This window comes from Streptomyces sp. NPDC096176 (genome assembly GCF_044763255.1).
GTDB lineage: Bacteria > Actinomycetota > Actinomycetes > Streptomycetales > Streptomycetaceae > Streptomyces.
The window spans coordinates 492,827-507,078 of record NZ_JBIWFV010000001.1 but is presented as its reverse complement, the minus strand read 5'-3'; the positions used below and the strand labels follow the sequence as shown (position 1 = coordinate 507,078).

Sequence of the window (14,252 nt, the reverse complement as noted above, 5' to 3'; positions counted from 1 at the left end):
GCCGCAAGTGGACCGCACGACACGCTCACGGAGATGGCTCGGCGCCGGACTGGCGCTCGCCGTCGGCACCGGGCTCACGCTCATGGGTACCGCAGGGACCGCGCAGGCCGCCGACGTCAACGTCGCCAAGAACGCCGGTTTCGAGTCGGGGCTCGCCAACTGGACCTGCTCGGGCGGCAGCGGCACCGCCGCCTCCTCACCGGTGCGCAGCGGCACCGGCGCCCTGAAGGCCACGCCCGCCGGCCAGGACAACGCCAAGTGCTCCCAGACCATGTCGGTGAAGCCGAACTCCACGTACGCGCTGAGCGCATGGGTGCAGGGCGGCTACACGTACCTGGGGGCGAGCGGGACCGGGACCACCGACGTGTCGACCTGGACACCGGCCACCAGCAGCTGGACCAAGCTGAGCACGTCCTTCACCACCGGCGCGAACACCACCTCGGTGACCGTCTACACGCACGGCTGGTACGGACAGGCCGCCTACCACGCCGACGACGTGAGCGTCTTCGGCCCCGACGGCGGGGGCGGCGGCGACCCCGACCCGGTGGTTCCCTCAGCTCCGGGCGCGCCCACCGTCGGCGCGGTCACCTCGTCGTCCGTCGCCCTGAGCTGGGGCGCCGTCTCGGGGGCGACCGGCTACAACGTCTACCGCGACGGTGCCAAGGTCCAGTCGGTGTCCGGCACCTCGGCCACGGTGACGGGTCTGGCAGCGAACACCTCGTACCAGTTCCAGGTCACCGCCACGAACGCGGCGGGCGAGTCGGCCAGGTCGGCCGCGGTCGCCGGCCGTACCAGCGAGGGCGGCAACCCGGGCAACCCGGCGGTTCCCAGGCACGCGCTGACCGGTTACTGGCAGAACTTCAACAACGGCGCCGCCGTGCAGAAGCTGCGGGACGTGCAGTCGCAGTACGACATCATCGCGGTGTCGTTCGCCGACTCGACGGCGACGCCCGGCCAGATCGTCTTCAACCTCGACCCGGCCGTCGGCTACGCGTCCGTCGCCGACTTCAAGGCCGACATCGCCGCCAAGAAGGCCGCGGGCAAGTCCGTGATCATCTCGGTCGGCGGCGAGAAGGGCAACGTCACCATCAACAGTGACGCGTCCGCCACCGCCTTCGCGAACAGTGCCTACGCCCTGATGCAGGAGTACGGCTTCAGCGGGGTCGACATCGACCTCGAGCACGGCATCAACTCCACGTATCTGACGAAGGCGCTGCGCCAGCTGTCGCAGAAGGCGGGTTCGTCGCTGGTGCTGACGATGGCGCCGCAGACCATCGACATGCAGAACACCGGCACCGAGTACTTCAAGACGGCACTCGCGGTGAAGGACATCCTCACCGTCGTCAACATGCAGTACTACAACAGCGGCTCGATGCTCGGCTGCGACGGCAAGGTCTACTCGCAGGGCTCGGTCGACTTCCTGACGGCGCTCGCCTGCATCCAGCTCGAAGGCGGACTCGACGCCTCCCAGGTCGGCCTCGGCGTTCCCGCCTCCACGCGGGGCGCGGGCAGCGGCTATGTCGACCCGTCCGTCGTGAAGAACGCCCTCGACTGCCTGACCCGCGGCACGAACTGCGGCTCCTTCAAGCCGTCGAAGACCTACCCGGCACTGCGCGGCGCGATGACCTGGTCCACCAACTGGGACGCGACGGCCGGCAACGCCTGGTCCAACGCGGTCGGACCCCACGTCCACAACCTGCCGTAGCACCCCCTGGACGCCGAGGGCCCGTACCACCGCTCCCCCGGTGGTACGGGCCCTCGGCGCACGCACTCTCACCAGAGCAGTTCCCGCACCTGCTGCACGCACAGCACGATGAACAGCAGCCCGGCGGAGGCCAGCATCACATTGCTCAGGACGCCGTTGCGCCACTCGGCGGGTGTCCGGGACGAATTGAGCAGCCAGATGAGCGTGAGGGCCAGGAACGGCATGAAGAACGCGCCGAGCACGCCGTAGGCGACGACGAGTCCGAACGGCTGGTCCAGGAAGAGCAGCGCGATCGGCGGGAACGTCAGCCACAGCAGATAGGCGCGGAAGGCGGGCGAGCGCTCCTTCTCTCCGGCGGCGACCTCCCAGGCCGTGCCCGCGTCGGTCGGCACGCCCTTGCGGTCGCGTCGAAGCCGCTCGACGAAGTCGGCGAACATTAGGCTCACGCCGTGCCACACGCCGATCAAGGACGAGAACGAGGTCGCGAAGAACCCGACGAGGAACAGCTTCGCGGTCACCACGCCGTACTTGTCCTCCAGGATCACCCCGAGGTCGATCAGCCCCCTGTCGCCCTTGGTGAGCGCGATGTCCGAGGCGTGCAGCAACTCGGCGCCGACGATCAGCATCGCGACGACGAAGATGCCCGTGGTGATGTAGGCGACGCGGTTGTCGAGGCGCATGACCTTCATCCAGCCGGTGTTGGTCCAGCCCTTGGCGTTGACCCAGTATCCGTAGGCCGCCATCGTGATCGTGCCGCCGACGCCGCCGATCAGACCGAGGGTGTAGAGCAGCGACCCGTCCGGCAGCACGGGCACCAGGCCGGCGAAGGTGGCGCCGATGTCGGGCGTGACGCGGATCGCGACGTACACGACGACCATGAACATGATGCCGACGAGCACCGTCATGACCTTCTCGAAGACGGCGTACCGGTTGAACCAGACGAAGACCAGGCCGATCAGACCGGTGATGACCGCCCACGTCTTCAGGCCGGGGCCGTCCGGCCAGAGCGCCACGATCGGCAGGGCGCTGGAGGACATGGCGGTCGCGCCGTAGACGAATCCCCAGACGACCACGTAGATGGCGAAGTAGACCGTGGTCCACTTCCCGAGGGAGCGCCAGCCCTCGAACAGGGTGCGCCCGGTCGCCAGGTGCCAGCGCCCGCACGCCTCCGCGAGCGAGATCTTGACGACGCAGCCGATGACGGCCGCCCACATCAGGGTGTATCCGAACTTGCTGCCCGCGATGAGCGTCGCGACCAGGTCGCCGGCCCCGACTCCGGTCGCCGCGACCACGATTCCGGGCCCGATGTACTTCCAACTCGATGTGCGCGGCTCGAAGCGCGCCCCGTCCGCGCTGTGTTCGGTGGTGCCTGCCATGGCGCTTCCGCCTTCCCACTCGTCCCAGGGGTAACTCGGGTCACCCAAAACGGTGCGCAAGTGATCGCGCAAGGGGTGTGCCCCACTTCATCGGCACCCGAACGAATGACCAAACATCTCCTTGACCCGTTCATGCCATACCGAAACGATGTGCACGACCGCGCGAACACACGAAGCGCGGTCACCCGGACCACCCGCACGTCGCACAACCCCCCACAACTCCCCACCCAGGAGACAGCATGCGACTTCGCATCCGGGCGAACCGCAGGAAGGCCGCCACTCTCGCGGCCGCCCTCGCGCTCGCCGTCGCCGCGCCCATCAGCGCCGGCGCCTCACCCTCCGCGGACCGGCCCGCTCCCGCCGCCACCGCCGAGGAAGAGCAGACCAGGCAGTACGAGATCCACGGGCCCGACACCGTCGCCGCCCGGACCGCCATCGCCCGCACCGGGGTGTCGATCGACGAGGTGCACGACCACACCGTCGTCGTCAGCGCCGACGCCGCGCAGGCCAAGCGGCTGCGGAGCATGGGCCACATCCTCAAGGCGCTGCCGGCGCCGCCCGATCGCAGGACCACGGCCGCCGTCGAGCCGTTCGACTTCCCGTCCGGCGACTCGCGGTACCACAACTACGCCGAGATGAACGCGGAGATCGACCAGCGGATCGCCGCCCACCCGGACATCATGAGCAAGCGGGTCATCGGCAAGAGCCACCAGGGCCGTGACATCGTCGCCATCAAGATCAGCGACAACGTGGCGACCGACGAGAACGAACCCGAGGTGCTCTTCACGCACCACCAGCACGCGCGCGAGCACCTCACCGTCGAGATGGCGCTGTACCTGCTCCGCGAGTTCGGCGAGGACTACGGCAGCGACTCCCGGGTGACCAGCGCGGTGAACGGCCGTGAGATCTGGATCGTCCCGGACCTCAATCCGGACGGCGGCGAGTACGACATCGCCACCGGCTCCTACCGCAGCTGGCGCAAGAACCGGCAGCCCAACTCCGGATCGTCGAACGTCGGCACCGACCTCAACCGCAACTGGAACTTCAAGTGGGGCTGCTGCGGCGGCTCCTCCGGTTCCACCGGCTCCGAGACCTACCGGGGCCGGGCAGCCGAGTCCGCTCCCGAGGTGAAGCTCGTCGCCGACTTCGTCCGCTCGCGGGTCGTCGGCGGGAAGCAGCAGATCAAGGCCGCCATCGACTTCCACACCTACAGCGAGCTGGTCCTGTGGCCGTACGGCTACACCACGGCCGACACCGCCCCGGGGCTGACGCAGGACGACCGGGACGCCTTCGCCACGGTCGGACGGAAGATGGCCGCGAGCAACGGCTACACCCCTGAGCAGTCCAGCGACCTCTACGTCACGGACGGGTCGATCGACGACTGGCTGTGGGGCAACCAGAGGATCTTCGGCTACACCTTCGAGATGTACCCGTCGAGCTTCGGCGGCGGCGGCTTCTACCCGCCCGACGAGGTGATCGAGCGGGAGACCAGCCGCAACCGCGACGCGGTGCTCCAACTGCTGGAGAACTCGGACTGCATGTACCGCTCCATCGGGAAGGAGCAGCAGTACTGCTCCTGACCCGTCCAGGCCGTCAGACCGTGCGGCCCCCGAGATAGAAGCCGAGCACAGGCGCGATCTGCGCGCACCACTCGCGCAGCCGCGCCTGTCGCCGTGCGCCGACGCGGCACTCGTAGAACATGCCGTTCGCATGGACGACACCGACCAGGAGGCAGGAGCCGCGGGAGGTGTGGTGGACCGTCTGGATCTCGGACCAGGCGAAGTCGGCCCGCCTCCCCTCCTGGTCGAAGGCGACACCGGCCGCATCGACGAGGACCGCGTTGCGCGCGTCGGCGGCGAGGAACTCCGGGCCCTCGGGAAGGACGGGCGGAGCGGGCGCGTACAGAGGGGGCGCGTACACCGGGGGCGCCGGGGGATGCACCGGCAACGGCGGACCGAATCCGGGCGGCGCCGAGGCCTGGGGCGCCGACGCGGGCGGTGCCGAGGCCTGGGGCGCCGACGCGGGCGGCGACGCGGGCAGCGGGATCGTCTCCTGCGGCCGGTCCGGGTCCCAGCCCGGCAGAACCGTGGCCATGCGCCGCCGGAAGTCGTCCTCGGTACCGGCCTCGTACAGCGGCAGGAACATCGGGTGGGAGCCGAACTGCCAGACGGCGCCCGTGCGTTTGACGACAAGATCGGGCCCGTTGCCGTACAGCATGTCCCCGTCGTCGAAGTACGCGTCGGGCTGGGTGTCGACCAGATAGGCGAAACCGCTGTCCGAGATCCGCCGTTCGGCGTACCGGGGGCCGTACTTGCCGCGCACCCAGTCACGGACCTGTTCGAATGTCAGCACGCACCGAGCCTAGCCCGAAAGGTGACTGCTCTTGTCAGGCACCTGGCGGGCCGCTCCGCCGCAGGCCCTGCCGACGGTCAGACGACCAGGCTGAGCCCCGCCGCGACCACGAATCCGGCCACCGACAGGACCGACTCCAGGACGGTCCACGACTTCAGGGTGTCCCGCTCGGAGATGCCGAAGTACTTGGAAACGATCCAGAATCCGCCGTCGTTGACGTGCGAGGCGAAGATCGAACCGGCCGAGATCGCCATGATGACCAGCGCCAGGAAGGCCTGCGAGTGGCCGCCGTTCTCGACGAGCGGCAGCACGATGCCTGCTGTCGTGACGATGGCGACCGTCGCCGAGCCCTGCGCCACCCGCAGCACGAGCGAGATCAGGTACGCGAGGCCGATGACGGGCAGTCCGACGTCGTTGAAAGTGTCGGACAGCGCCTGAGCGACGCCGCTCGCCTTGAGGATCGCGCCGAAGACACCGCCGGCGCCGACGACGAGCAGGATGTTGCCGACCGGCTTCAGGGACTGTGTCGACACCGACTCGAGCGACTTGCGCGACCAGCCGCGCCGGATGCCCAGCAGCCAGTACGCCAGGAACAGGGCGATGGTCAGCGCGACGAACGGGTTGCCGAAGAACTCGATGACCGAACGCAGCGTGGACGGGTCGAGGGCGATGGAGGAGAACGTCGCGGCGAGGATGAGCACCAGCGGCGTTCCGATGATGGTGAGGACCGTGGACAGGGAGACCGGGCGCTCCTGCGGGGCGCGGCCCGCGGCGGCCTGCTCGGCGGCGACGGCGGCCTTGGCGTCCTCCGCGGCCTCCAGCATGTCCTGGGGCACCTCGACGAACAGGCGCTTGCCGATCCAGGCGGCGTACCCCCACGCGGCGATGACCGCCGGGATGCCGACGACCAGGCCCATCAGGATGACCCAGCCGAGGGAGACGTCGAACAGCCCGGCGGCGGCGACGGGACCGGGGTGCGGCGGCAGGAACGCGTGGGTCATGGACAGGCCGGCGAGCAGCGGCATCGCGTAGAGGACGATCGATTTGCCTGAGCGCTTGGCGGCGGCGTAGACGATGGGCGCGAGGACGAAGATGCCGACGTCGAAGAAAACCGGGACACCGAAGATCAGACCGGTGAGTCCCATGGCGAGCGGGGCGCGCTTCTCGCCGAACAGGCCCAGCAGCCGGGAGCTCAGCACCTCCGCTCCGCCGCTGACCTCGAGGATCGCGCCGAGCATGGTGCCCAGGCCGATGATGATGGCGACATGGCCGAGGATGCCGCCCATGCCGGTCTCGATGACGGAGACGGCCGCGGACTTCTGGACGGTCCCGAAGAGTTCGGTGACGGACAGGCCCGCCGCGAGGCCGACGGCTATGGAGACGGCGAGCAGGGCGACGAACGGCTGCAGCCGGACCTTGATGATCAGCAGCAGGAGCAGGGCGATACCGAGAGCCGCGACGGTCAGCAGACCCGCGGTGCCGTCGATGATCGTGAGCAGTCCGCCGGTGTGGGGAGTGGGTGGTGGTGGCGCGTCAGCGGCGAGGAACATGGCGGCTCATTTCGGTTTTTGGCAAGGGAGGGGCGCGGCACGGCGCTTCGGGGAGGAGCGCCGTGCCGTACAGCGGGGGATTCAGGAAGATCAGTCCAGGACTGCCAGGGCGTCGATCTCGATGAGCAGGCCGGCGGGGAGGCCGACATAGACCGTCGTACGGGCGGCGGGGGCGACCGTCAGGTCCTTGAAGTACTCGTTGTAGATCTCGTTCATCTCGGCGAAGTGGTCCACGTCCGTGAGGTAGACGCGGATCATCATCACGTCGTCCCAGCTCGCGCCGCCCTCCTCGAGGATCGCCTTGACGTTGTCGAGGGTCTGGAGGGTCTGCTCGCGCAGGGTCGGGCCGGCCGTGGTGGGCGCCTGGCCCTCGACGGCCGGGAGGAAGCCGACCTGTCCTGCGACCTGGAGGATGTTGCCCTTGCGGACTCCGTGGGAGAACTTGGCGGGCGGCGCGGTGTGGGTGCTCGGGGTGAGGGCGGTCTTCTCGGTCATGCGCGTGCTTCCTGTTGGGGGGTCTGTCCTGAGTACTCCCGGGTGATGGCGTCGGCGGTGCGGCGCACGAGCGGGAGCAGGGTGAGGAGTTCGTCCGCCGTGACGACGACGTTCGGTGCGGAGACCGACATCGCGGCGACGACACGGCCCTCCGCACCGCGGATGGGGGCGGCGATGCAGTTGATGGACTCCTCGTGGCCGCCGAGGTCGGTGGCCCAGCCCTGTTCGGCCACGCTCGCCAGCTCCTTGAGGAAGGCGGGGGCGTTCGGGATCGAACGGGACGTGTACATGGGGAAGTCGAGCTTCTCGGCGACGGCGCGCCGCTCGGCCTCCGGCAGGTCGGCCAGGAGCAGCTTGGCCACTGCCGCGACGGTGATCGCGACGGGCTTGCCGATACGGGAGTACATCCGGACCGGATAGCGGCTCTCGACCTTGTCGATGTAGAGAACCTCGCTCTCCTCGTACACGGCGAGATGGACGGTGTGCCCGATCTGCTCGTTCAGGGAGACGAGGTGGGGGTGGGCGATCTCGCGTACGTCGAGGTTCTCGACGGCCTCCTGGGCGAGGGCGAACAGCCGGGCGCCGAGGCGGTACCGCTGGTCCTGCTGCCGGTAGACGAGACCGTGCTCGTGGAGTGTGCGCAGCAGCCGCAGGGCGGTCGACTTGTGCACGCCGAGGCGTTCGGCGACCTGTCCGAGGTCGGCCGGCCCCTCCGCGAGCAGCGGAAGGATGCTCAGCGCGCGGTCGACGGTCTGACTCATGGCGTACGTACCTCCTGGTCCTGGCCCGTCCACCCGGGGCCGAGGTGCAGTCTCCCCCAGGCGTCGTCGTCCAGGGCGACGAGCCGGTCGGCGTGGACGGCGGACGGCGGGACCGCCAGGTCGGCGGCGACGGTGAGTGCGGCGGCGGCCCACAGGTGCCCGTGTCTCAGCCGGTCCCGACTGCTCAGTCCGCGCAGGGTCGCGGACAGGAATCCGGCGGCGAAGGCGTCGCCGGCCCCGACGGGTGCGGTGACGGTGACGCGGGGGGCGCGGGCGTGGGTGACGGTGTCGGGGAGGCCCTCCGCGCAGCGGTGGGCGTGGGTGACGGTGCCGGGAAGGCCCTCCGCGCAGCGGTCGTACACCACGGCTCCCGCCGCACCCCGCTTCACCACGAGCACGGCCGGTTCCGGCAGGGCGTCGCGGAGCGCGTCCGCGCCCCGTACTCCCCACGCCTCCTGTGCCTCGTCCTCCCCCACGAACACGATGTCCGCCCCGCGCGCCAGCTCCAGCAGGACCTTCGCGTCGGACGGGTCGCGCCACAGGCCGGGGCGGTGATTGACGTCGAACGAGACGAGAGGGCGCTCGTCCCGTCCTGCGGTGAGGTCGCGCATCAGGGCGAGGCAGTCGGACGACAGGGCAGCGGTGATGCCGGAGAGGTGCAGCATCCGGCCGGACCACAGGGCGTCGTACGACACGGTCCGCGACGACATCGTGGACGCGGCCGACCCGGCGCGGTAGTAGAGGACCTCGTGCGCGTCCGTCGCCCGGTCGGTCGCGGTGCGGAAGTAGATGCCCGTGGGCCGCTCGGGATCGTGGGTCACCGCCGAGGTGTCCACCCCGTAGGCCGCGATGGCCTCGGTGAGGTGGTCGCCGAAGCCGTCCGCGCCGACCCGGCCCACCCAGCGCGTGCGGTGTCCGGCCGCGGCGAGCGCACAGGCCACATTCGACTCGGCGCCGCCGATGCCGCGTACGAACGACGGCACGTCGGCGAGGCGCCCTCCCTGTGTGGGCAGGAACGTGACCATGGACTCGCCGAGGCAGACGACGTCCACGGGCCCGTGCACGCTCGCGGTCATGATCGCGGGGGCTCCTCGCTGGTCGGTCGCCGGGCCCATTGACCCGGTGTCGGCTCGGATGTTAGACAGCGGTAAGCGAAATACGCAATGGGCGTTGCATATGTTGCAACGTCATGGAGGAGGGCTCCCATGGCTGCCGACAACGCCGTCGCACGGCTCGCCGGTGAACCGGTCGACCACCGCTACAAGGCGCTCCCGCCCGATGCCGAGGGCCTCACCGTCGGGGAACTGGCAGCCTCTCGCCGCAACCTGTTCACCGGCGGCTTCACCACCCCCGTCCTCGCCCTGTCCGCCGAGTCCGTCGAGCACAACCTGGCCCTGCTCGAGACCTACTCGCGGCGCCACCGGCTCGCCTTCGCGCCGCACGGCAAGACGTCCATGTCGCCGCAGCTCTTCGAGCGCCAGCTGGAGCACGGCGCCTGGGGCATCACCGCCGCCGTACCGCACCAGGCCCGCGTCTACCGCGCGTACGGGATCCGGCGGATCTTCCTGGCCAACGAGGTCGTCGACGCCGCGGCCCTGCGCTGGATCGCGGGCGAGCTCGACACCGACCCCGAGTGCCGCTTCATCACCTACGTGGACTCCGTCCGTGGCGTCGAGCTGATGGACGAGGCACTGCGCGGCGTCTCGCGCCCCCTGGAGGTCGTGATCGAGCTCGGCGCCGGCGAGGGCGCCCGCACCGGGGCCCGCACGGAGGCCGACTGCGCGGCCGTCGCCGACGCGGTCGCCGCCACCGAAACACTGCGGCTGGTCGGTGTCGCCGGTTACGAGGGCGAGGTCCCGCAGGCCGACGGCGAGAGCGTACGGGACTGGCTGCGCCGACTCGTCGCGCTCGCCGCGGAGTTCGACAAGGCGGGCCGGTTCGACGGCACGGAGGAGATCGTGATCAGCGCCGGCGGCAGCGCGTGGTTCGACGCGGTCGCCGACGTCCTCGCGGACATCCCCGAGCTGTCGCTGCCCGTACTGAAGTTGCTGCGCTCAGGCGCGTACGTGTCGCACGACGACGGCCACTACCGGCATCTCACCCCCTTCAACCGGGTCCCGCAGGAAGGCGCGCTCCAGCCCGCGTTCCGTCTGTGGGCCCAGGTCGTCTCACGGCCCACCCCCGAGCAGGCCTTCGTCAACGCGGGCAAGCGGGACGCGGCGTACGACCTCGACCTCCCGGTGGCACAGGCCGTGCGCGACGCCCGCACCGGCGAGATCCGCCCGGCCGACGGCATCACCGTCTCCGGCCTCTCCGACCAGCACGGCTGGCTCCGAACGACCCCGGAGGCCGACGTGGAGGTCGGCGACTGGGTGGGGATGGGGCTGTCGCATCCGTGCACGTCGTTCGACAAGTGGCAGCTGATCCCGGTGGTGGAACGGGACGGGACGGTGACGGACTTCATCCGCACGTTCTTCTGACCCTGAGGGGCGTTTCCCCCACCCCGCCCCCTCCCGTAACCGGGGGCTCCGCCCCCGGACCCCCGCGCCGGGGTCGCCGGCGAGGCTGAAGTTGCCGGGCAACTTCAGCCCGTCTGGGGCACCTCCCACGGCCGCCAGGCCGTAGGGGGGATTGGGGAACGGCCCCGCGCAGCGGCCCCGCCCGCCCCCGCCCACCCCCCCGAAAGGCGACCCCATGGACCTCGTCATCCGCGACGCCCGCGTCATCGACGGCACCGGCGCCGCCTCCTACCGCGCCGACGTCGCCGTCGAGGACGGACGCATCACCGAGATACGCCAAGAACACACCGGCCCCCGCCCCACCGCCCCCCGCGTGCTCGACGCCGACGGCCTCGTCCTCTCCCCCGGCTTCATCGACATGCACGCCCACTCCGACCTCGCGCTCCTCCGCGACCCGGACCACTCCGCGAAGGCCGCCCAGGGCGTGACCCTGGAGGTGCTCGGTCAGGACGGCCTGTCGTACGCGCCGGTCGATGACGCCACCCTCGGCGCCGTGCGCAAGGCCATCACCGGGTGGAACGGCGACGGGGCCGACATCGACTTCGACTGGCGCACGGTCGGCGAGTACTTGGACCGGCTCGACCGCAACTTCGGTGGCCGCGGCATCGCGGTCAATGCCGCGTACCTGATCCCGCAGGGCACCGTCCGCATGCACGCGATGGGCTGGGAGGACCGGCCCCCCACGGATGCCGAGCTCACGCGCATGAAGCAGCTCGTGGCGGAAGGGCTCGAGCAGGGCGCGGTCGGCATGTCGTCGGGCCTGACGTACACCCCCGGCATGTACGCGAACGACTCCGAACTGGCCGAGCTGTGCCGCGTGGTGGCTGCCTACGACGGCTACTACTGCCCCCACCACCGTTCTTACGGCGCCGGCGCGCTCCAGGCGTACGAGGAGATGGTGAACCTCACCCGCGAGGCCGGCTGCGCCCTCCATCTGGCGCACGCCACCATGAACTTCGGCGTGAACAAGGGCAAGGCGCCCGATCTGCTCGCGCTGCTCGACTCCGCCCTGGACGCGGGCGCGGACCTCTCCCTCGACACCTATCCGTACACGCCCGGCTGCACCACGCTCGTCGCGATGCTGCCGAGCTGGGCGGGCGAGGGCGGGCCCGACGCCGTGCTGGCGCGGCTGCGGGACGAGGCCACCGCGGAGAAGATCCGGCACCATCTGGAGGAGCTCGGCTCCGACGGCTGCCACGGCGTGCCGATCGAGTGGGACACCATCGAGATCTCCGGTGTGAGCAACCCCGCCGTCGCGCGCCACGTCGGGCGGACGATCCGGCAGTCGGCCGACGAGCGCGGCGAGGCCCCGTGGGTGACCGCCCGGCGGCTGCTGATCGAGGACCGGCTCGGCTCGACGATCCTGCAGCACGTGGGCCACGAGGAGAACGTGCGGCAGATCATGCGCCACCGCGTCCACACGGGCGGCAGTGACGGCATCCTCCAGGGCGACAAGCCGCACCCGCGGGCGTACGGAACGTTCCCCCAGTACCTCGGCCGCTACGCACGCGAGTTGGGCATCCTGTCGCTGGAGGAGACCGTCGCGCACCTCACGTCGAGGCCCGCCGCCCGCCTGCGGCTGCCCGACCGGGGCCTGGTCCGCGAGGGCTACCGCGCCGACCTGGTGCTGTTCGACCCGCAGACGGTGGCGGCGGGATCGACGTTCGAGACGCCGCGCACGCTGCCGGTGGGCATCCCGCACGTGCTGATCGACGGCAGGTTCGTCATCGAGGACGGGAGTCGTACGGACATGCTCGCCGGCCGGGCGGTACGCCGCACGGTGCCTACCCGAAGCAGGTGAGTTCGTAAAGAGGTCGGAGGAGCTGGAAGGACGAAAACGATTCCGTGGGCTGACGGAATCGCACCTGGGGATGGAAGTCGGTGAGGCGGCGACGGCGAAACCAGCTCGAAGGCAAGACGTACGACATCGCGACTGTAAGAAATACTCTCTCGCGGGGCTCACGCCTGCACACGCCGCTGCTCTCCACACCAAAGGCACGCTATTCACAGGCACTTCATCTATGGTGATGCCATGCGAGGAATTCTGCTGGCCGGCGGCACCGGCTCGCGACTGTGGCCATTGACGCGGGCCGTGTCCAAACAATTGCTGCCAGTCTTCGACAAGCCCATGGTTTACTACCCGCTTTCCACGTTGGTGATGGCGGGGATCAGGGAAATTCTGATCATCACCACCCCCGATGACCAGTACCAGTTCCGCCAGTTGCTCGGAAACGGCAATCAACTGGGGTTGCGGCTGGAATACGCCAGGCAAGAGCGCCCCTCGGGCATCGCTCAAGCCTTCGTACTGGGCGCCGACTTCATCGAAGGCGAGTCGGTCGCTCTGATCCTGGGCGACAACATCTTCCACGGCAGCGGCCTCGGCACACAGCTGGACAACCATGACGGCATGAAGGGCGGCAGGGTATTCGCCTATCAGGTTGCCAACCCCGCGGCCTACGGCGTGGTGGATTTCGACGAGCTGGGCCGAGCACTGTCCATCGAGGAGAAGCCCGCCCGGCCCAGGTCCCGGTACGCCGTGCCCGGACTGTACTTCTATGACAACCACGTCGTGGACATCGCCCGAAGCCTACGGCCCAGCGCACGTGGCGAGTTGGAGATCACGGACGTCAACCGCGTCTACCTTGAATCCGGTGCGCTGCACGTCACCCGGCTCGACCGAGGCACCGCCTGGCTGGACACCGGAACGTTCACCTCCATGGTTCAGGCCTCAGAGTTCGTCCGGGTGATCGAAGAGCGCCAGGGCTTCAAGATCGGCTGCATCGAGGAGGCGGTCTGGCGGGCCGGCCTGATCGACGACAACCAGCTCCGGACACTGGCCCAGCCGCTGCTCAAGAGCGGGTACGGCCATTACCTCCTGGGACTCCTGGAAGACTCCACACATGCCGTCATGCGCCAAAGGCGAAACGAAACGCTTCCAGGCGAACTGCTACGCGCGGGACCGGCCGCTCCCGCGTAACCCCGAACATGTTCGGGGAGCGCACAGGTGCCCCTGAGGTGACACACCCTGGCCGCATTCAAGGCCAAGTCACCCAATCTTGCGGACAATTGGACGTCGCCCGGCAAGCCGCTGGACAAGGCGGTCAACACCGCACCAGCGCCGTCCGCTTTCCCCCGGCCGCACTGCCTCATCCGGCATGGCCGGAGCGGCCTGGCCGGCAGAACGAGAATCGGACAACGGAGAAACCGACGATCCCGTCCGGCCGACCGAGCTCGCCCGCCCAGCCGGACAACGGATCACCGAGTGGCTTTCGATACACCACTCCCGCGGACGTGAAAGTGCCTTGACAATCCCGTCGGCGCGGTTTCGCGTCCACTCGGGTGATCCTCATCTGCAACACGGACCGGCTTGTGATCATGCAGTGACCGACGGTGAATGATGGTGTCGTCCGTGGCCGTGGGCTACGTGACGCGTAGGCGAATAGGCGCGCTTCAAGAAGTGCGCGCGCTTGCGGTGTGGTCACTCCAGTTCCGTG

Annotated in this window: 11 protein-coding genes; 5 read left to right on the top strand and 6 right to left on the bottom strand. The window is 69.5% G+C overall.

Annotated features, from left to right (window positions below; translation table 11 throughout):
* Positions 1 to 7: 7 nt before the first annotated feature.
* On the top strand, positions 8 to 1,705 hold the full coding sequence (locus ACIQ7Q_RS02475) for a chitinase (RefSeq protein WP_403855440.1): 1,698 nt from the start codon (positions 8 to 10) through the stop codon (positions 1,703 to 1,705).
* Positions 1,706 to 1,773: 68 nt separating this feature from the next.
* Here the strand turns inward: ACIQ7Q_RS02475 and ACIQ7Q_RS02470 are convergent, their stop codons facing one another.
* Complete coding sequence (locus ACIQ7Q_RS02470) at positions 1,774 to 3,081, bottom strand: Nramp family divalent metal transporter (protein WP_403855438.1); 1,308 nt, start codon at positions 3,079 to 3,081, stop codon at positions 1,774 to 1,776.
* A gap of 239 nt (positions 3,082 to 3,320) precedes the next feature.
* Between ACIQ7Q_RS02470 and ACIQ7Q_RS02465 the strand changes: the two genes are divergently transcribed.
* Positions 3,321 to 4,661: a M14 family metallopeptidase gene (locus ACIQ7Q_RS02465; protein ID WP_403855436.1), complete on the top strand. Its 1,341-nt coding sequence runs from the start codon at positions 3,321 to 3,323 to the stop codon at positions 4,659 to 4,661.
* Positions 4,662 to 4,674: 13 nt separating this feature from the next.
* Here the strand turns inward: ACIQ7Q_RS02465 and ACIQ7Q_RS02460 are convergent, their stop codons facing one another.
* The 5 genes from ACIQ7Q_RS02460 to ACIQ7Q_RS02440 form a co-directional block, all read right to left on the bottom strand.
* Positions 4,675 to 5,433: a hypothetical protein gene (locus ACIQ7Q_RS02460; RefSeq protein ID WP_403855434.1), complete on the bottom strand. Its 759-nt coding sequence runs from the start codon at positions 5,431 to 5,433 to the stop codon at positions 4,675 to 4,677.
* Between the two features lie 77 nt (positions 5,434 to 5,510).
* Complete coding sequence (locus ACIQ7Q_RS02455; protein WP_403855432.1) at positions 5,511 to 6,983, bottom strand: GntP family permease; 1,473 nt, start codon at positions 6,981 to 6,983, stop codon at positions 5,511 to 5,513.
* A gap of 90 nt (positions 6,984 to 7,073) precedes the next feature.
* Positions 7,074 to 7,478, bottom strand: a complete 405-nt coding sequence (locus ACIQ7Q_RS02450) for a RidA family protein (protein WP_403855430.1) — start codon at positions 7,476 to 7,478, stop codon at positions 7,074 to 7,076.
* Positions 7,475 to 8,239: an IclR family transcriptional regulator gene (locus tag ACIQ7Q_RS02445; protein ID WP_403855428.1), complete on the bottom strand. Its 765-nt coding sequence runs from the start codon at positions 8,237 to 8,239 to the stop codon at positions 7,475 to 7,477. The genes ACIQ7Q_RS02450 and ACIQ7Q_RS02445 overlap by 4 nt, the downstream gene beginning before the upstream one ends.
* Positions 8,236 to 9,315 (bottom strand): sugar kinase, encoded by a 1,080-nt coding sequence (locus ACIQ7Q_RS02440; protein ID WP_403855426.1) that lies wholly within the window; start codon positions 9,313 to 9,315, stop codon positions 8,236 to 8,238. Before ACIQ7Q_RS02440 ends, ACIQ7Q_RS02445 begins: the two co-directional genes overlap by 4 nt.
* Positions 9,316 to 9,444: 129 nt before the next feature.
* Between ACIQ7Q_RS02440 and ACIQ7Q_RS02435 the strand changes: the two genes are divergently transcribed.
* The 3 genes from ACIQ7Q_RS02435 (at position 9,445) to rfbA (ending at position 13,735) form a co-directional block, all read left to right on the top strand.
* Positions 9,445 to 10,719: an amino acid deaminase gene (locus ACIQ7Q_RS02435; RefSeq protein ID WP_403855424.1), complete on the top strand. Its 1,275-nt coding sequence runs from the start codon at positions 9,445 to 9,447 to the stop codon at positions 10,717 to 10,719.
* 214 nt (positions 10,720 to 10,933) lie between these two features.
* Complete coding sequence (locus ACIQ7Q_RS02430; protein ID WP_403855422.1) at positions 10,934 to 12,559, top strand: amidohydrolase family protein; 1,626 nt, start codon at positions 10,934 to 10,936, stop codon at positions 12,557 to 12,559.
* A gap of 231 nt (positions 12,560 to 12,790) precedes the next feature.
* On the top strand, positions 12,791 to 13,735 hold the full coding sequence (gene rfbA, locus ACIQ7Q_RS02425) for a glucose-1-phosphate thymidylyltransferase RfbA (RefSeq protein WP_403855420.1): 945 nt from the start codon (positions 12,791 to 12,793) through the stop codon (positions 13,733 to 13,735).
* Positions 13,736 to 14,252: the final 517 nt, after the last annotated feature.